Source organism: Mycetocola lacteus (assembly GCF_003667575.1).
Classification (GTDB): Bacteria; Actinomycetota; Actinomycetes; order Actinomycetales; family Microbacteriaceae; genus Mycetocola; species Mycetocola lacteus.
This window is the reverse complement of record NZ_RCUY01000005.1, coordinates 354,881-371,152: the sequence shown is the minus strand read 5'-3', so window position 1 is coordinate 371,152 and position 16,272 is coordinate 354,881. Positions and strand designations below refer to the sequence as shown.

The window sequence follows — 16,272 nt, the reverse complement described above, 5'->3', positions numbered from 1 at the left end:
GTGCGCGGTGGTTTAGGCGGCTTCGGGTAGTTCGCTCAGCCGGCGCAGGGCAAAGGGAACCGCCAGGATCTCGTCGAGAACCTTCGCAACCTCGATGAAGTGCGGGGTCTGGAAGTGGAACTCCAGCGCCGCGGCGTCGGCCCACTCCTCGAGGCAGATCATTGCGCCGGGAACGGCCGGGTCCGAGAGCGGCCGGTAGCCGAGGCAGCCGGCCTCGGCCAGGGAGGGCTCAACCATGTTGGTCAGAGCCTCCCGGAGCCGATCCTCGTATCCGGCCTTGGCCTGGAACGCGGCCACCAGTACCAGTGAATCTTGTTGTGTCATTCGGGGTCCTTCGGGTAGAGCCGAGGCGGAATTGGTTAGGCTTCGACGCGGTTGCCGCGCAGCAGCCAGGTCGGACCCTCAACATAGGAACCGATCTCGGCGAAGAACTCGGCGAAATACTGGCCATTGGCGTGAATGTCGAATGCTTCGGCACTCTCATAGCCCTCGTTGAGGTAGAAGCGGTTTTCGTTGGTCTCGTCCTGGATCAGTTCGAAGCGCAGGGTTCCGGGCTCGTTGGCACCGGAATCGCGGCCATCCTTGATGGCTGCGTTGATGAAGTCCTGGCGGCGCTCGGGCTGAACATCGAAGTAGACGGCGACGTGGTACATGGGATCTCCTTGTGGGAATGTGTCTGTTGTGTGTCTGGCCGAATCGGCCAGCAATCAGAGTCAACACCGTGCGCAAGCTTTGGTGAGCGTCCAAACAGGCAGGGTTCTGCCTAGGAAAAACCGTCCTACCCAGACCGGGAGATCTCGGTTGATACTTGAAGGATGCAACCCTCAACCAATCTCGCCGAGTTTCTTCGGGCCGCCCGTGCCCGGGTGCAGCCTCAGGATGTGGGCCTCGGGTCCGGCGGCACCATTGCCCGCCGTGTGCCGGGGCTGCGCCGTGATGAGGTCGCGCTGCTGGCGGGTATGAGCGTGGACTACTACACCCGGATGGAGCAGGGGCGCATCAAGCACGCCTCCGATGCGATCGTCAACGGGCTGTGTAAGGCGCTGCTGCTCAACGCCACCGAACGCTCCTACCTGTTCTCGCTGTTCTCCCCGGCCACCGGACGCCAGCCTCAGCCCGTCCGCGCCACCAAGGTGCGTCCGATCGTGCGCCAGATGCTGGACCAGATGGAAAACACGGCGGCGTTTGTGCTGGGGGTAGGCATGGAGGTGCTGGCGATGAACGATCTGGCGAAAAAACTGATGCCCGACTTCACCGCGGAAACGGGCCTGGCCCGGAGCCTGGCGCGCTGGACCTTCCTGGCTCCGGAAGCGCGCACCTACTATCGGGAGTGGGATGTGGTGGCGGCCGATATGACCGCGATTCTGCGCCGAGATTCCAGTCGTCATCCCAACGATCGCGCACTCAATGAGCTCATCGGAGAGCTCACCGTCAAGAGTGAGGCATTCCAGCAGTGGTGGCCTCAGCACATGGTGTACGAGTGTTCCTTTGGAACCAAGAAACTCGCCCATCCACTGGTAGGCCCGATCGACATCGAATATGAGACCTTCCCGGTGCCCGAGGACCCCGATCAGCAGCTCTTTATTTACATGGCGAAGAAGGGCTCACCCTCCGACGATGCACTGCGGATTCTGGACACCTGGGACTCCGAGAGTGCGCTTGCCTTCACCCCTCACGAACGGTAATCACCCAGATGAACCTGTTAAAAACTACCCAGCTGCGCCGCTACTCCATCGTTCCGGGCACCCTCGACGACTTTGTCGAATGGTGGCAAACCCACGTGGTCCCGGCCCGGGAAGCGCATGGTTTTCGAATCGAATTTGCCTATGCGGTGCACGACACCAGTGAATTCGTGTGGGCGGTGTCGCTTGCCGCCACCGAGAGCGATTTTTTGCGTGTCGAAGCGATTTATCGTGATTCACCCGAGCGCGCCCGCGCCTTCAGCGTGGAACCCGGCCGCATCGGAGACCAGGTGATTACCCTGGTCTCCGATGTCTCGCCAGCGGATGAGACCCGCGCCGATCATTAGTGGCGGGCAAACGCGCCCCACGGTGCCATTTTGTTTCGGAACGGGTTACTCGGCGACGATGCTCAGCGCATCGATGAGCCCCGCCGCACCCACCTCAAACGTGTACACCAGCTGGACGCGTCCGCCGGGGAAGTTGCCCTCCAGGAGCTGCGTCACCGCGGTGGCGGCACCCAGCTCGCGGCTGGAAATCCAGGTCGAGGTGACCTCGTATTCACTGGCATCCCCGCCAAGCCAGTCGATGATTGCTGCGGTTCCGTGATGGGATTGACCGTCATCGGTGACCACCGCATCCGGTGAGAACACCTCGGCCACCAGCCATTTCTTATCACCCTCCATCAGGTCAAAGAAGCGGTCGATGATGGGGGAGTGGTGTGGTGATGTCATGAGTGTGTGCCCCTGGCCTAGATGGTTTTGATGGTGCCGCCATCCACGGTGATCTCCTGGGCCACGACCGAGGCCGCCGCATCCGACACCACAAATCCGATGACCTCGGCGATCTCCTCGGGCGGGGCGAAGCGGCCATCGGGCACGCCGCCCAGCGAGTCGAGGATGAGCTTCATCCCCGCCTCCTCGTCCACGCCGTGCGCCTCGGCGAGGCGCGCGGCCAGCGCGAAGGCTCCGGGGCTCTGGATTCCGCCGGGGGAGACGGCATTCACTCGAATGTGCTGCGCCGCAAGCTCATTGGCGAGACCCTTACTGTAGGCGCGCAGCGCCGCCTTGGCCGCCGCATATCCGAGGGTCCCGTCATAGAGCGGCATCTTGCCCTGGATCGAGGTGACGTGCACGATCGATCCCGCACCGCGCTCCTGCAGCAGCGGAATCAGGGCCCGGTCGAGACGGACCGCGGCCAGCAGGTTCAGCGCCAGCTCGTCGTGCCAGTGGGCGTCGGTCATCGAGGCGTGGCCGCCGCCGGGGGTGTTGGAGCCGCCGGTCACGTGCACCAGGATGTCCAGGCCGCCGGACTCGCGGACGGCCTCGGCGATTCGGGCGGGGGAGTCGGGTGCGGTCACATCAAACTGGAGAAAGGATTCGGCCGCGGTGTGTTCGGGGCGTGAACGGCCCACGGTGGTCACGCGGGCACCGGCGTCGGCGAGGCGCTGCACGGTCGCGGCGCCGAGGCCCTTGGTGCCGCCCACCACGAGTGCGTGGCGGCCGGCGAGGGAGAGCAGAGGGGGATACGAAATTGTCATATCCCCAGGCTCGGCATTCCCCTAGGGGGAAGGTCAAGCTCGGTTAGCGCCCGGTGCGGAAAATGGGCCAGCCGATCTCGGTCACTAGCTCCGGGGACTCGGCGGTGGCCGCCCGCAGATAGCGTTCGCGCAGCGGCCCGGGCATTCCCAGTTCGTGCTCGGCCACATACACACCCAGTGCCGCGTAGGTTTCGGCAATGGTCTCATCGGGCCCGCGGTGCACGGCCACGGCAAGCTCCACCGCAGGCAGCACCTCCACGCGAAGGCGTCCCGGATACTCGCGCTCAGCGGCTCCCTCGCGCAGCGGAAGGAAGAGGACGGCCTCGCCGTTTCCGTCTAGGAAAAGCTCGGCGGCCCATTCGCCCCCGAGCGGTCCCGCGATGTCTGCCGGATCGATGGCCAACAGCTCGTCTCGGGCGGCGGTGTACCAGTCGCCGAGATCGTCACGGTTGATCCGCTCACGAATCACCAGGGCCGGCAGCGCCGGAACACTGCGGTGCTCAATATGGGGCGGGGTTGAGCCCAGATCCACCAAGCCCCGCAGCGAGGCCACCGCGTGCTGGGTGACCCGAAGGCGCTCCTCGAGACGATTCAGGTGCTCGGTAATCAGCGCGTTGCGGCCGGCCACATCCGCGGTTGCCAGAATCTCGCGGATACTGTCCAGCGGCAAATCCAGCGCGCGAAACTCGCGGATTACCCGGGCATCGGCCACCTGCCCGGAAGAATAAAGCCGGTAGCCATTGTGCGGGTCGATCTCGGCCGGTTCCAGGATGCCCACCCGGTGATAGAACCGCAGCGACTTGGCGCTCAGCCGGGTGGCCTGCGAGAAATCGCCGATTGTCATGAGGGAAGCCATAGGGTCATTCTCTCCCATCCGCGGGCGCGCTCCCAACGGACAGGGAGCGTTCGGAAACATTCGCGTAATCCGGGCCGGTTACCCTCATTTGGGGGTCGAGTGTGCGGGCCCAATCTTTGGTTTACCGTTGATCAAATTCTCCGGGATTGATTGAATCGGCAGTGAACCACGATGCGAAACGATGTCGGGTGCGTGGGTGCCCGTCGGGTCCGGTTCGTCTCGCCCAGACAGGAGTTCAACATGACCGCGGAAAAACTCAGGATCGCGCTGGCGCAGCGCCGGCCGTACCCGATTGATGGCACCCTGGAGGGGTTTGCCCACGAGGTGGCCGAGACGCTCGCCGCCCACCCCGGTACCGAGCTGCTGGTCTACCCGGAGATGCACCTGTGCGGGACCGAACACCTCCCCGAGGAGGCGCGTCCCGCGGCCCTGCGCGCCGCCGCGGTCACGCTGGACGATGAGTATGTCACCCGACTGGGAGCGATTGCCGCCGAGCACGGGATCTGGTTCTGCCCCGGCAGTATCGGCGAGATCGGTGCGGACGGGGAGTTTTACAACACCCAGCTGATCTTCGATCCCAGCGGCACCCTGCGCGCCAGCTATCGCAAGATGTTCCCGTGGCGTCCGTTCGAGCCGCACCGTCCCGGCGATAAGTTCATCGTCGAGGGACTGAACCATGCGGAAACCTCGCATGGAACCGTGGGCCTCTCGATCTGCTATGACGCCTGGTTCCCCGAGCACGCCCGCCAGCTGGGCTGGCTGGGCGCGGATCTGGTCCTCAATATCGTCAAAACTACCTCGCCCGATCGCGAGCAGGAACTCGTGCTCGCCCGTGCCAATGCGATCGTCAACCAGTACGTGGTGGCGAGCCTGAACGCCGCCGAACCGGTGGGTCGCGGCCGCAGCATCGTGGTGGGTCCCGAGGGATTTGTGATCGCCGAGGGAGGCCTCGGTGAAGAGACCCTCACGTTCACGTTTGATCCGGACGCGGTGGCCGCGGTTCGCGAGCACGGCACGATGGGCAGCAACCGGATGTGGGCACAGTTCCACGAGGGCGATCCCACCATCGAACTGCCCATGTATCGGGGCCGTATCGACCCGCTGCACTGGTCCCCCCAAACCCCCAACGCAAGCGCCCAGTAGACCGTTTACGGCCCCTGAACGATGCGGCACACCACCCGATTGAGGATCTCACTGTGTCAAATTCTTCCCCCGCTCCCACGCTTGCACGCACGCTGAAGCTGCCCTCGCTGGTCCTGTTTGGACTGGCCTATCTGACCCCGCTGATCGTGCTGGGCATCTTCGGCGTGATCGCCTCGCAGACCGGTGGTGCCAGCGCCAGCGCTTATCTGATCGCGCTGATCGCGATGCTGTTCACCGCGAGTAGCTACGGCCGGATGGCCAAGGCCTATCCGGTGGCCGGGTCCGCCTACACGTACGTGCGACGCACGATTGGCGGCCGGATCGGCTTCCTGGTGGGCTGGTCGGTCATCCTCGACTACATGTTCCTGCCGATGGTCATCTGGCTGATCGGTGGCTCCTACCTCCAGGCGCAGTTCCCCGGGGTGCCGATGCCGGTGTGGATCCTCGGATTCATCGTGATCACCAGCGTTCTCAACGTTATCGGGCTCAAGGTGGCCGACCGTGCCAACCTGATCCTGATGTCGTTCCAGATCCTTGTCATCGTGATTTTTGTGGCCCTGTCGATCGCCTCGGTGGTGAACACCAACGGTCCCTCGGGCCTCTTCAGCGCCGAGCCCTTCACCGGCATCAACGCCGGATTCGCGGGGATCGCCGGAGGCGCGGCGGTGGCCGCCTACTCCTTCCTCGGATTCGATGCGGTGACCACGCTCACCGAGGAAACCATTGAACCGCGCCGCACGGTCCCCAAAGCGATCATGCTGGTCGCGCTGATCGGCGGCGGCATCTTTGTGATCGTGGCCTATGTGGCCCAGCTGGTGCACCCGGGCGGGACCTTCACCGATTCGGACACCGCGGCCTTCCAGATCGCCACCAAGATCGGCGGCAACCTCTTCGGCGCCGTGTTCCTGGCCGCACTGGTGGTGGCCCAGTTCACCTCGGGACTGGCCGCCCAGGCTTCGGGGAGTCGTCTGCTCTACGCGATGGGGCGTGACGGCGTGCTGCCCAAGCGCATCTTCGGGGCGCTGAGCCCGCGCTTCCGCACCCCGATGCTGAGCATCCTGGTGATCGCGATCGTGGGTCTGATCGCGATGTTCATGGATGTGTCCACCTCCACCTCGTTTATCAACTTCGGCGCGTTTGTGGCGTTCATCATGGTGAACCTGTCGGTGATCGTGTACTGGTTCAAGCAGCGCCGCGAGGGAATCACCCACAACCCGCTGGTGTATGTGGTGGTGCCGATTATCGGCATGATCGTGATCGCCTACCTGCTGACCCAGCTGGATGTGCACGCAATCACCCTGGGCGCGATCTGGTTTGTGCTGGGAGTGGTCGTGCTGGGGATCACCACGCGCGGATTCCGCCGCCAGCCGCCGGAGCTCAGCGTCGACAACGTCTAGCCCATAAGCAACGGCGCCGCGTTCCTCGGGAGGGAACGCGGCGCCGTTTTCTGCGGGGGTGACTACCACTGCGGGTGCACGGTGGCACGGAAGTAGCGGTCGTAGATCTCGTGGACCCGGGCATCCAGCTCGGGGGAGGTGCGGGGGAGATCGGCAGCCCCGGCGTTGGCGAGGGCCTGGCGGACGTTGCGGGCACCGGGGATGGCGGCGGTCACGCCCGGCTGGTCGATCAGCCAGCGCAGTGCCGCCTGCGGAACCGAAACCCCCTCGGGCAGGGCCGCGGCAAACTCCTGGGCGGCGGCCAGCCCGTCGGCAAAGTCCACGCCGCTGAAGGTTTCGCCGCGGTCGAAGGCCTCGCCGTTGCGGTTGTAGGTGCGGTGGTCGTTTTCGGGAAACACCGTGTCCGCGGTGTACTTGCCCGAAAGCAGCCCGCTGGCCAGCGGCACCCGAGCGATGATCCCCACATTGTGCGCGATCGCCGCGGGCAGAACCTCGTCCAGGGGCTTGAGCCGGAACGGGTTGAGGATGATCTGAACCGAGGACAGCCCCGGGCGTTCGATCGCGGTGAGGGCCTGCGCGCTCTCCTCGACGCTCACCCCGTACGCGGCGATGGCCTGCTTTTCGACCAGCTCATCCAGCGCATCAAACACGCGCTGGTCGGTGTAGACGGGGGAGGGCGGGCAGTGCAGCTGCACCAGGTCCAGGGTGTCCACGCCGAGGTTGGTGCGCGAGCGGTCGACCCAGGCGATGAAGTTCTCGCGCGAGTAGTTTTCGGGGAGCTGCTCCAGGCGGCGGCCGATCTTGGTGGCCACAAACACGTTCTGCTCGGGGTTGCGCTCGCGGAAGGCGCGGATGAAGCGCTCGCTGCGTCCGTCGCCGTACACGTCGGCGGTGTCAAAGAAGGTGACGCCGGCGGCGACCGACTCCTCCAACACGGCCAGCGCATCGGCCTCGCTGACCTCGCCCCAGTCGGCACCCAACTGCCAGGTGCCCAACCCGATTGCCGACACGGATCGTCCGGTTTTTCCTAGACTGCGCTGTTCCATGGGTGTGCTCCTTCTGCCGAACGCGGTGACATCGCCGGAATCCCGGGGTGCAGGTTCAATGCTAGCGAAATCGACGGTGCCAAAGTGGTGACAGATCACCCGGGCCATGACATCGTTCACTACACGGTGTGTTCAACGAAAAACATGCCACACAATAGGTATGTGTAACGATTTTTGTCGAAAAGGGAGTGAACATCATGTCGAAGTTTCCGGTTTTCCTGCGTTATCAAGACCTGGGATCATACGGTCTGACCCGACACGGATTCGACCGATTGATCAATGAGGGGGGATACGAGCGCGTTGCCCCGGGGTCATTTATGCGTCCGGGAGTTATCGACGGCACCGCCGCCGCCTGGGTCGCAATTGCCGCGAAGAAGCCGCGTTCGACGCTGTGCATGATGTCCGCCCTGTCCATTCACGGGCTGACGGACGAGATTCCCATTCACTCGGATATTGCCATTCCGCGGGGGCAGCAGCCGGTCAAGGTTGAGTTCGAACCCGTGTCTTGGCATCGATTTGATCCGATTACCTTCGATCTTGGGCGCACCGAATATCCCCTCATTGATGGGGCTACCATCGGCCTATACTCGGCGGAACGAACCCTCGTGGATCTGTTTCGTCTGCGCCATCGGTGGGGCAGCGATATCGCGCATAGCGCCCTCAAACAGTGGCTGCGCTCTCCTGCACGCAGTATCCCGGCGCTCCTCGAAATTGCGCAGGCGTTCCCCAAGGCTCGTCCCGCACTCACCACGGCACTGGAAATACTCTTATGAACGCCTCGGCTCAGCACGGCACACCTGCCGGCGATGCAACGCTTGCCATTCAGGCGCTGGCGAGAAAAACCGGTGCCAACGTGCAGGAGCTGCTCACGCTCTACGCTCTCGAAGCTCTGCTTGAGCGTATTTCCCGCTCTCCAGACGCGGACGACTTTGTGCTGAAGGGCGGAGTGCTCCTGGCAGCATTTGAGGCGCGGCGTCCCACCCAGGATATAGATGTGCAGGTGTCGGGGTTGGTGAGTCGAATGGACGTGGTTGCCGAGAAGATTCGAGCCATCGCCCGAATCGAGGTGGACGACGGGGTGGTCTTCGAGGAGGACTCAATGGTTGTCTCGGTAATACGCGATTCGGATGAGTATTCGGGCGTTCGGGTGAAACTCACCGCCAGTCTTGGGCGAGCCCGGCTCTTTGTGGGAATCGATGTCAACTTTGGAGATCCGATTTGGCCGGAGCCGCAGAGGGTGAGGATTCCCCGGCTGGTTGCGTTGGGGCAGCCGGTCCTAGAGGTTTTGGGTTACCCCATGGTGATGGTTCTGGCAGAAAAGATTTCGACGGTCATGGAACGTGGACTGGTGAATTCACGATGGCGGGACTTTGCCGATATTTATGTGCTGTCCCATCGTCACGGTATTCACGCGGGCGAATTGCGCACAGCTCTAGGCGTCGTGACTGAGTATCGCGGCATCCGATTACTCTCGGTATTCCCGTTGCTCAATGGGATGCAGGTGATCGCTCAGCCGCACTGGGTGGCATGGCGGTTTCGGACGAGCAGAACCACCGACCTTCCCGAATCATTTGCCGAGGTGCTCGAGGCGCTCTCGGCTTTTGTTGATCCCCTATTGAGTTCCGATGTGAAAGGCACATGGGATCCCGTCGGTGGGCACTGGACCAATCAAGATCTGGGCACGCACTCGCCAGCCCCGAGATTTTAGCCCCGATCTGCCAACGGTGCGCTGGCGCGGTAGAAGTTGTAATCGAGCCCCTGTGAATCGGTGAACTGGATTCCAGTGATACCACGGAATTCCGGCCCGATGAAGTTCAAGACGTTAATGCCGAGGCGCTTTACCGATTCTTTTGTCAGCTGCTCCTGAACCTTGATCTCTAGGAACCCGTCGGTGCTGCCACCCCATCCGGGCTGGATGGCGTACAGGGGGTTCACCAGCGAGTTTTCGTACCCGGGCATGCTGAGAAAATCGGTCGGGCTGCTGACGTTGTGCATTTCTAGCCAGCGCGCCTCGGCCGTTGCGGGCGAAGCTGCCGCGACGTCCGAGGCCGGGCTGCTGACTTCAGGTGTCGGTACGGGGGCTTCTGAAGCGGCGGTGGTGGGCTCGATCGAGGCTACTGGCGCGCTCGGAGCCGGCGCAGCATCGTTCTTCCCCGAACCACCATTGACAAGGTTTGAAATGGTCCCGATCACGAGAAACACCCCGACAACGATCCAAAACCACTTCTTTTTCCACACGGGCTTTTTCTGGGGAACGGTTGAATCGGCGGCGGGTGCAGTCATGAGAAATCCTTGGGATGTGAAGGCGGTGAGAATCGCGGCAGTATGAATGCCGCGACATTCGAGCAATCCTAGCGAGCATGCCGATTGGGAATTCCTGGTTGGGAGACGAACGGTGCCATGTGAGTGATTATGAACACGCTAGGGCGTTAGATTCTGGCGGTGAGTTGTGCTGGGTCGGGAGTATTCCCCCGGTCAGGGCTCGGATATCACCGGTTGCGTCGGACGCAATTTCTCGCTCTGTGTCTTTGTGATCAAGAGTGACCCCAGTTCGGGGTATTAACGCCTCTCCGCGCGTGGTTTACAGCATTATTTCGGTTCCAATCGCGCGAGCGGGGCGCGGGAGCGTAAGTTTGCTTGACCCTATCGGAAGGTCGTTAGAACTCCACCGTGATTTTATCTACGTGCTGGCGGCGTCAAAATATGCGGCGGTCCAGTAGCTGTCGGGGAGGTGTTCGCCGCAGGAATCCTCAAGGTTGAGGGTGATGCCGCCGCCGGGATGCACCTCTAAGGTGGTCAGGATCATGTCGATGGAGGCCTCTTCGAGATCGTCCGTGGAAGCGTCCATGCCTCACAGCCGCTAGACTCGCTCGGTTAGGTTCCGCATACGAGAAGGGCCCACCAATGGACGCTGTCATATCATGGGCGACGGGTGTGGGAATCGTGGTGTTTGGAATCTTCTTTTGGCGTCTACTGCGCACGGTTTATGTGGATGGCCAGCTCGATCAGGCAGCCATCAGCAGGGTCCGATCCGCGAGCATTCTTCCGGCATTCAGCACGGTCGGACTGCTGATCCTCTGCGTCCTCTCGATGGAGTGGTTTCCGAGCGCGATTTCAGCACTCGTGATCGCCATTATCGTGATCGCGTTGGGCGGGGCCATCTGGTCCATGGAGCGCGGAATCTTGGCGGTGCGCACCTCCCGACGCTAGCGCCTTGGGGATCGGCTAGTCGCGCTCCTCGGCCTGGAGGTGCGCCAGTTCGGCGGCGCTCACCGGGTACTGATGACCCTCATCATCGACCCACATATGGGTGCGTCCGGCCTCGGTTGAAAAGGGCCGTTCAAACAGAATCAGGAGCGCCCCGGTCTCCGGGTGCACTTTATGAGGAGTCACCATAGGGAGACACTAGACCCCCGCGGCAGTCACGGCAAGACCTTTTGTAGAGATCCCGCACAATCGCTAATTCTTTGATGTCACCGCCGGTAACATGGGGCCTCATGAACGCGTATCGGCAGGACGAATGGGAGGCCTTTCGGGAGCACGCCTCCACGGTGGTTCCGCCGTACCTGATGGGCACCGGGGTGGTCACTCCGGAGGATGGGCATTCGCGGCCGGTTTCTCCGCCGCACACCCATCCCGATGCGATGCTCGCCTGGTGCTATCGGGGGACCGTGTGGGTGTACCTGCAGGATGCGATGTGGCGTCTGGCACCGGGGCAGGGCGTCTGGATTCCCGCCGGAATCCCGCACACCTCCCGTCATGATCGCGATTCGACCGGCTGCTACACCTACATTCCCAACCACGCCCTGGTGGCCCCGGTCGAGGAAACCTCCCGGGTGCTCGTGCCCCGGGCGGTCCAGGAGATGCTGCTGCACCTGGGGATCAACGACATGCCCGATGACCTGCGGATCCGTATCCAGGCCGTCCTGATCGAGATGGTGCAACAGCCGGCCGCCGAAGTTGCCGAGGGGTGGGGTGAGGTGCCGCTTCCGGTGGACGAGCGAGTGCAGGCCCTCGCGCAGGCGGTGCTGTCCGACCCCGGCGATCCGCGCACGGCCGCGCAGCTGTGTGCGCTGCACGGCCTGCATGAGCGGATGGTGGCTCGGGTCTTCGCACACGACGTGGGAATGACCTTCGGGCAGTGGCGCACCGGAGTCCGGATGACCCTGGCTGCGCGCCTAATCGTGGATGGTACGCCCGTCGGAGTCGCCGCCCACCGCTGCGGATACGCGAGTACCAGCGCGTTTTCGGCGGCATTCAGGGACCGGTTCGGGATGACCCCGCGGCAGCACATCGCCCGGGTGGAGGCCGATTCGGCCCACCATCTCTACTGGCGGTAGGCGCGTTCCGAAGAGCGGGACCGCGCGATCCCGCGGGTTTCCGACCGGATGTCGGTGCCGCGGCGTGTTGCTCGATTTCCTCTGAATTGTCGAAATAAAGACATAAATCGTCGGTTTGTCGACACTCTGTGATGGGGATCCGTCCTAGCATCGACGTATTAGGTTAGCGTTACCTAATCAAGCTGCGTCGACGCGGCCACATTTCCCCCAACACTCTCAAGGAGAACCATGCCGCACGCCCTCGCGCTCCCCAAGGCCCGCCGCGTAACCACGCTGGCCGCCGTCGCGCTGGCCGCCGTCCTTGCCCTGGCCGGATGTGCCAGCGCCGATGCCAAGCCGGGCGCATCCGACGCCCCCGCCGCCACCTCCGGTGTGGTCATCAAACACGCCCACGGCGAAACCAAGATCCCCCAGAAGCCCAAGCGCGTCGTGGCGCTGAGCTGGATGACCCCCGATATTGTTGCCGCGCTCGGCGTTAACCCCGTGGGTGTGGAAAAGGTGTGGGGTGCCGGCGACAGCGGGTTTACTCCGTGGTTCGAGGACTACACCAAGAAGGAATTTGGCAAGACCCCCGAGATCATCCCCGCCGGGGACGAGGGCCCCAACTATGAGGCGATCAAGGCACTCAAGCCCGATCTGATCCTGGGCCTGTACTCGGGTATCAGCGACATCGAATACAAGCGCCTGTCTGAGATCGCCCCGACCGTGCCCTATATCGATGGTCCGTGGAACCCGGGAACCTGGGAGAGCATGACCCGCGTGGTGGGTAAGGCCATGTGGGAGGACCAGAAGGCCGAGGAGCTGATCAAGGAAACCGAGACTCAGGTAACAACCCTGGCCGGGGAACACCCCGAGTTCAAGGGCAAGTCCTTCGTCTGGGGCCTGACCCTCAACGAGGGCGGCACCGACCTCGGCGTCTACCTCAAGTACGACGGCCGCGTGCGCATCACCGAGGCGCTGGGCTTCACCTCGACCTCGGCAATGGACACCTTCCTGAAGACCGCCGAGGGTGACAACTGGTACACCGGCGTCAGCCTGGAAAAGCTCTACGATGTGCCCGCCGACCTCTTCGTGGCCTGGGGCAGCAGCCACAACGACGGTGTCTACACGGTAGAAAACAAGATCGTCTCGCGCTGGGAGCCCATCGCAGAGAAGCACTACGTGATCTACAACGAGGATGCCGAGGCTGCCGCGATCAGCGCGCCGACCGTGCTCTCGCTGAAGTACATCCTCCCCAAGTACGTCGACGATCTCGCCGCCGCGCTTGAGGGCAAGCCCACCAACACGGGCAAGTGACCTCCGAAGTAACCACCGCCCGCCCGCTCCCGGAACCTCCGGGAGCGGGCGACCGCGCGCGCAGCACGGATACGCCCCGGCGTACCGGGCTCAAGGTCATCGGGCTGTTTGTGGCCGCGGGACTCCTGGTGTGTGCGGTGATCGCCTCGCTGATGGTGGGAAACCGAGCGATCGATCCCGGGACCGTGCTGTCCGCGTTGACCGCCTACGATGAGGACAATCCGCTGCACCTCATGATCCAGCAGTTGCGTGTGCCTCGGACGATTCTGGCGATCTTCATCGGGGCCGCCCTGGCGGTGTGTGGTGCGCTGATCCAGGCGTTCACCCGCAATCCGCTGGCCGATCCGGGGATCCTCGGGGTGAACGCCGGGGCATCCTTCGCGGTGACCTTTGCCGTGGGCGTGCTGGGGTTCACCACTCCTGGAACCTACGTGCCCTTCGCTCTGGGCGGTGCGCTGCTGCTCACCCTGATGGTGTACGCGCTGGGATCGTTTGGTCCCTCGGGGGCCACCCCGATGAAATTGACCCTCGCCGGGGTTGCCCTCGGTGCTGCCTTCACCGGATTCACTACCGCGATCGTGCTACAAAACCGCAGCGCGCTGGATGTGACCCGGTTCTGGGGCGTGGGCTCGGTGGGTGGGCGCACGATGGATCAGCTCACCTGGGCGATCCCGTTGATCGTTGCCGGACTGGTGCTGGGCATGATCTGTGCCCGCTCGCTCAATGCGCTGGCCCTGGGCGACGACCTGGCTCAGTCCCTCGGTGCCCGCGTTGCCACCACCCGGGCGCTGGTCATCATCGCGGTGACCCTGCTGGCCGGGACGGCCGTGGCCGCAGCCGGACCGATCGCCTTTGTGGGCATCATGATCCCGCATATGGTCCGCTGGTTTACCGGCCCGGATCAGCGCTGGGTCCTGTCCTATTCGATGCTGGTTGGACCGATCTTCCTGATTCTTGCCGACATCCTGGGCCGCGTGGTGCTGCCCAACGGTGAGCTGCGGGTAGGCATCGTGACCGGCCTGCTGGGAGCGCCGGTGCTGATCGCACTGGTGCGTCGTAAGCGGGTGAGCACGCTGTGAGCGTCGACAAACTGTCCCGCACTGCCGGGCGTGAGCTGCCCCCGGTGGACTTTGGCCGGCGCCACTTCCGCATCGATACGGCACGCATCGCCACTCGGATCCCGCTGCGTTCGGTGGTGATCTCGCTGATTCTGCTGGCCGTCATCATCCTGGGTGGTCTCTACTCGATGACCATCGGCGCGTATGAGGTCTCTTTTGGCGAGGTCATGAACGCGCTGGTCAACCCCGCCGCCGATCCCGACATTCGACAGGTAGTGTTCGAATGGCGGCTCCCGCGCGTGCTGTTTGCGGTGCTGTGCGGGGCGGCCCTGGCACTCTCCGGCGGTATCTTCCAGTCTCTGACCCGCAATCCGCTGGGTTCCCCGGATATCATCGGCTTCGGCATCGGCGCCCAGTTCGGCGTGACCCTGCTGATGCTGGTGTTCAACCTCAACACCTACGCGTTCAAGGCCGTGGGGGCGCTTGCTGGCGGTCTGTTCACGGCGCTGTTGGTGTACGTGCTGGCAAATAAGAACACGATGTCCTCGTTCCGACTCATCATCGTGGGCATCGGAGTTTCGGCGGGCCTGGGGTCGTTGACCTCCTGGATCCTGATCACCGTGAGCGTGGAAAAGGCGATGATGGCCGCAACCTGGGGCGCCGGATCGATCGCCTCGCTCGGCTTCGATCAGCTGGTGCCCGCGGCCATCGTGTTTGTGCTGGTGACCGTGATTGCGCTGCCGCTGAACCGCACCCTCCCGGTCCTGGAAATGGGAGATGATGCGGCCACCGCCCTCGGTATTAACCCCGCCCGCACCCGACTCTCGGCCATGATCATCGGCGTTGCCCTGGTGGCGCTGGTGACCGCGGCAGCCGGCCCCATCTCCTTCATCGCGCTGGCCGCACCTCAGATCGCCCAGCGGCTGATCCGCTCCAACACCCCGATGGGGACGATCCCGGTCATGCTGACCGGTGCCGCCCTGGTTGTGGTCTCGGATGCCGTGGCCCAGCTGCTGGAGGTTCCCGTGGGTGTGGTCACGGTCTCGGTGGGTGGACTCTATCTGGCCTGGCTGCTGGCCCGGCAATACTCGCGACGCGTGTGAAAGGAACACACATGAACACCTCCCTTCTCGCCCGGGACATCACGCTCGGTTATGGCAGTGACCCGATCATTTCGGGACTCTCCCTCGAGGTGCCCGACAACTCGTTCACGATCATCATCGGCCCCAATGCGTGCGGAAAGTCGACGCTGCTGCGTGGGTTCGCGCGGCTATTGAAGCCCACCACCGGGGCGGTGCTGCTGGATGGTGCCGAGCTGCGCTCGCTCAAGCCCAAGGAGGCGGCGCGCAAGCTGGGGCTGCTGCCGCAGTCCTCGATCGCACCGGACGGGATCACCGTGGCCGATCTGGTGGGTCGCGGTCGCTTCCCACATCAGAACGCGATGCGCACCTGGAGCCGCGAGGACGAGCGGGCGGTGGCCGAGGCGCTGGACGCCACCGGAACCACCGAGCTCTCGCGCCGCCTGGTGGATGAGCTCTCCGGTGGACAGCGGCAGCGGGTGTGGGTTGCGATGGCGCTCGCCCAGCAGACCGGACACCTGCTGCTGGATGAGCCCACCACGTTCCTCGATATCGCGCACCAGATTGACCTGATGGAACTCTTCGCCGAGCTCCATCAGGGCGGCACCACGCTGGTCGCGGTGCTGCACGATCTCAACCACGCGGCACGCTACGCAACCCACCTGGTGGCGATGCGTGACGGCGCGATCGTGGCGCAGGGGGATCCACGCGAGATCATCACCGCCGAGCTGGTCGAGGCCGTGTATGACCTGCCGTGCAGCGTGATCACCGATCCGATCTCGGGCACACCGCTGGTACTGCCGCTGGGTGGGCGCCGAGCCGCAGTAGGCTGAGGGGA

General features: G+C 63.7%; 21 protein-coding genes. 12 read left to right on the top strand and 9 right to left on the bottom strand.

Going from position 1 to position 16,272, the window contains the following annotated elements:
* Positions 1-12: 12 nt before the first annotated feature.
* Positions 13-324, bottom strand: coding sequence for a putative quinol monooxygenase (locus D9V34_RS07290; RefSeq protein WP_121688176.1), 312 nt, complete (start codon positions 322-324; stop codon positions 13-15).
* A 35-nt stretch (positions 325-359) separates the two neighbouring features.
* Entirely contained in the window at positions 360-653 is a 294-nt protein-coding gene (locus D9V34_RS07285) for a putative quinol monooxygenase (protein WP_121688175.1), read from the bottom strand.
* A gap of 162 nt (positions 654-815) precedes the next feature.
* Between D9V34_RS07285 and D9V34_RS07280 the strand changes: the two genes are divergently transcribed.
* Together D9V34_RS07280 and D9V34_RS07275 are read left to right on the top strand one after the other, a co-directional pair.
* A complete protein-coding gene (locus tag D9V34_RS07280) occupies positions 816-1,685 on the top strand; it encodes a helix-turn-helix transcriptional regulator (protein ID WP_030143113.1) in 870 nt (289 codons plus the stop codon).
* 8 nt (positions 1,686-1,693) lie between these two features.
* The gene (locus D9V34_RS07275; RefSeq protein ID WP_121688174.1) at positions 1,694-2,029 is read left to right on the top strand and encodes an NIPSNAP family protein; all 336 of its coding nucleotides are present in this window, start codon (positions 1,694-1,696) and stop codon (positions 2,027-2,029) included.
* Positions 2,030-2,074: 45 nt separating this feature from the next.
* On the opposite strand, the gene D9V34_RS07270 is transcribed toward D9V34_RS07275, so the two are convergent.
* From D9V34_RS07270 to D9V34_RS07260, 3 genes are read right to left on the bottom strand one after another with little or no spacing between them, the layout of a single operon-like run.
* Positions 2,075-2,413: a nuclear transport factor 2 family protein gene (locus tag D9V34_RS07270; RefSeq protein WP_121688173.1), complete on the bottom strand. Its 339-nt coding sequence runs from the start codon at positions 2,411-2,413 to the stop codon at positions 2,075-2,077.
* Between the two features lie 17 nt (positions 2,414-2,430).
* Entirely contained in the window at positions 2,431-3,219 is a 789-nt protein-coding gene (locus D9V34_RS07265) for an SDR family oxidoreductase (protein ID WP_121688172.1), read from the bottom strand.
* A gap of 43 nt (positions 3,220-3,262) precedes the next feature.
* Positions 3,263-4,075 (bottom strand): MerR family transcriptional regulator, encoded by an 813-nt coding sequence (locus D9V34_RS07260; protein ID WP_183091896.1) that lies wholly within the window; start codon positions 4,073-4,075, stop codon positions 3,263-3,265.
* A 240-nt stretch (positions 4,076-4,315) separates the two neighbouring features.
* On the opposite strand from D9V34_RS07260, the gene D9V34_RS07255 reads away from it, so the two are divergent.
* Both D9V34_RS07255 and D9V34_RS07250 read left to right on the top strand, forming a co-directional pair.
* Positions 4,316-5,218 (top strand): carbon-nitrogen hydrolase family protein, encoded by a 903-nt coding sequence (locus D9V34_RS07255; RefSeq protein WP_121688170.1) that lies wholly within the window; start codon positions 4,316-4,318, stop codon positions 5,216-5,218.
* Positions 5,219-5,271: 53 nt separating this feature from the next.
* Positions 5,272-6,615: an APC family permease gene (locus tag D9V34_RS07250; RefSeq protein ID WP_121688169.1), complete on the top strand. Its 1,344-nt coding sequence runs from the start codon at positions 5,272-5,274 to the stop codon at positions 6,613-6,615.
* Between the two features lie 62 nt (positions 6,616-6,677).
* Here the strand turns inward: D9V34_RS07250 and D9V34_RS07245 are convergent, their stop codons facing one another.
* The gene (locus D9V34_RS07245) at positions 6,678-7,661 is read right to left on the bottom strand and encodes an aldo/keto reductase (RefSeq protein WP_121688168.1); all 984 of its coding nucleotides are present in this window, start codon (positions 7,659-7,661) and stop codon (positions 6,678-6,680) included.
* Positions 7,662-7,858: 197 nt separating this feature from the next.
* Here D9V34_RS07245 and D9V34_RS07240 point away from each other — a divergent pair, with 197 nt between their 5' ends.
* Both D9V34_RS07240 and D9V34_RS07235 read left to right on the top strand, forming a co-directional pair.
* Positions 7,859-8,434, top strand: a complete 576-nt coding sequence (locus D9V34_RS07240) for a type IV toxin-antitoxin system AbiEi family antitoxin domain-containing protein (protein ID WP_121688167.1) — start codon at positions 7,859-7,861, stop codon at positions 8,432-8,434.
* Positions 8,431-9,369: a nucleotidyl transferase AbiEii/AbiGii toxin family protein gene (locus tag D9V34_RS07235; RefSeq protein ID WP_121688166.1), complete on the top strand. Its 939-nt coding sequence runs from the start codon at positions 8,431-8,433 to the stop codon at positions 9,367-9,369. Before D9V34_RS07240 ends, D9V34_RS07235 begins: the two co-directional genes overlap by 4 nt.
* On the opposite strand, the gene D9V34_RS07230 is transcribed toward D9V34_RS07235, so the two are convergent.
* Together D9V34_RS07230 and D9V34_RS17790 are read right to left on the bottom strand one after the other, a co-directional pair.
* Entirely contained in the window at positions 9,366-9,944 is a 579-nt protein-coding gene (locus D9V34_RS07230; protein WP_121688165.1) for a hypothetical protein, read from the bottom strand. The two genes, D9V34_RS07235 and D9V34_RS07230, sit on opposite strands and share 4 nt — an antisense overlap.
* Positions 9,945-10,341: 397 nt before the next feature.
* Positions 10,342-10,509, bottom strand: coding sequence for a hypothetical protein (locus tag D9V34_RS17790; protein WP_183091895.1), 168 nt, complete (start codon positions 10,507-10,509; stop codon positions 10,342-10,344).
* Between the two features lie 56 nt (positions 10,510-10,565).
* Here D9V34_RS17790 and D9V34_RS07225 point away from each other — a divergent pair, with 56 nt between their 5' ends.
* A complete protein-coding gene (locus tag D9V34_RS07225) occupies positions 10,566-10,871 on the top strand; it encodes a hypothetical protein (RefSeq protein ID WP_121688164.1) in 306 nt (101 codons plus the stop codon).
* A gap of 15 nt (positions 10,872-10,886) precedes the next feature.
* Here the strand turns inward: D9V34_RS07225 and D9V34_RS17785 are convergent, their stop codons facing one another.
* Positions 10,887-11,039, bottom strand: a complete 153-nt coding sequence (locus tag D9V34_RS17785) for a hypothetical protein (protein WP_183091894.1) — start codon at positions 11,037-11,039, stop codon at positions 10,887-10,889.
* 119 nt (positions 11,040-11,158) lie between these two features.
* Here D9V34_RS17785 and D9V34_RS07220 point away from each other — a divergent pair, with 119 nt between their 5' ends.
* From D9V34_RS07220 to D9V34_RS07200, 5 genes are all read left to right on the top strand, one after another.
* Positions 11,159-12,001 carry a helix-turn-helix transcriptional regulator gene (locus tag D9V34_RS07220; protein WP_121688163.1) on the top strand — a complete coding sequence of 281 codons (843 nt, stop codon included), beginning with the start codon at positions 11,159-11,161 and terminating at the stop codon, positions 11,999-12,001.
* 228 nt (positions 12,002-12,229) lie between these two features.
* Positions 12,230-13,297: an ABC transporter substrate-binding protein gene (locus D9V34_RS07215; RefSeq protein ID WP_121688162.1), complete on the top strand. Its 1,068-nt coding sequence runs from the start codon at positions 12,230-12,232 to the stop codon at positions 13,295-13,297.
* Entirely contained in the window at positions 13,294-14,376 is a 1,083-nt protein-coding gene (locus D9V34_RS07210) for a FecCD family ABC transporter permease (RefSeq protein WP_121688161.1), read from the top strand. The genes D9V34_RS07215 and D9V34_RS07210 overlap by 4 nt, the downstream gene beginning before the upstream one ends.
* Positions 14,373-15,458 carry a FecCD family ABC transporter permease gene (locus tag D9V34_RS07205; RefSeq protein ID WP_220700556.1) on the top strand — a complete coding sequence of 362 codons (1,086 nt, stop codon included), beginning with the start codon at positions 14,373-14,375 and terminating at the stop codon, positions 15,456-15,458. Before D9V34_RS07210 ends, D9V34_RS07205 begins: the two co-directional genes overlap by 4 nt.
* Before the next feature lie 11 nt (positions 15,459-15,469).
* Positions 15,470-16,267, top strand: coding sequence for an ABC transporter ATP-binding protein (locus tag D9V34_RS07200; RefSeq protein WP_121688160.1), 798 nt, complete (start codon positions 15,470-15,472; stop codon positions 16,265-16,267).
* Positions 16,268-16,272 lie beyond the last annotated feature (5 nt).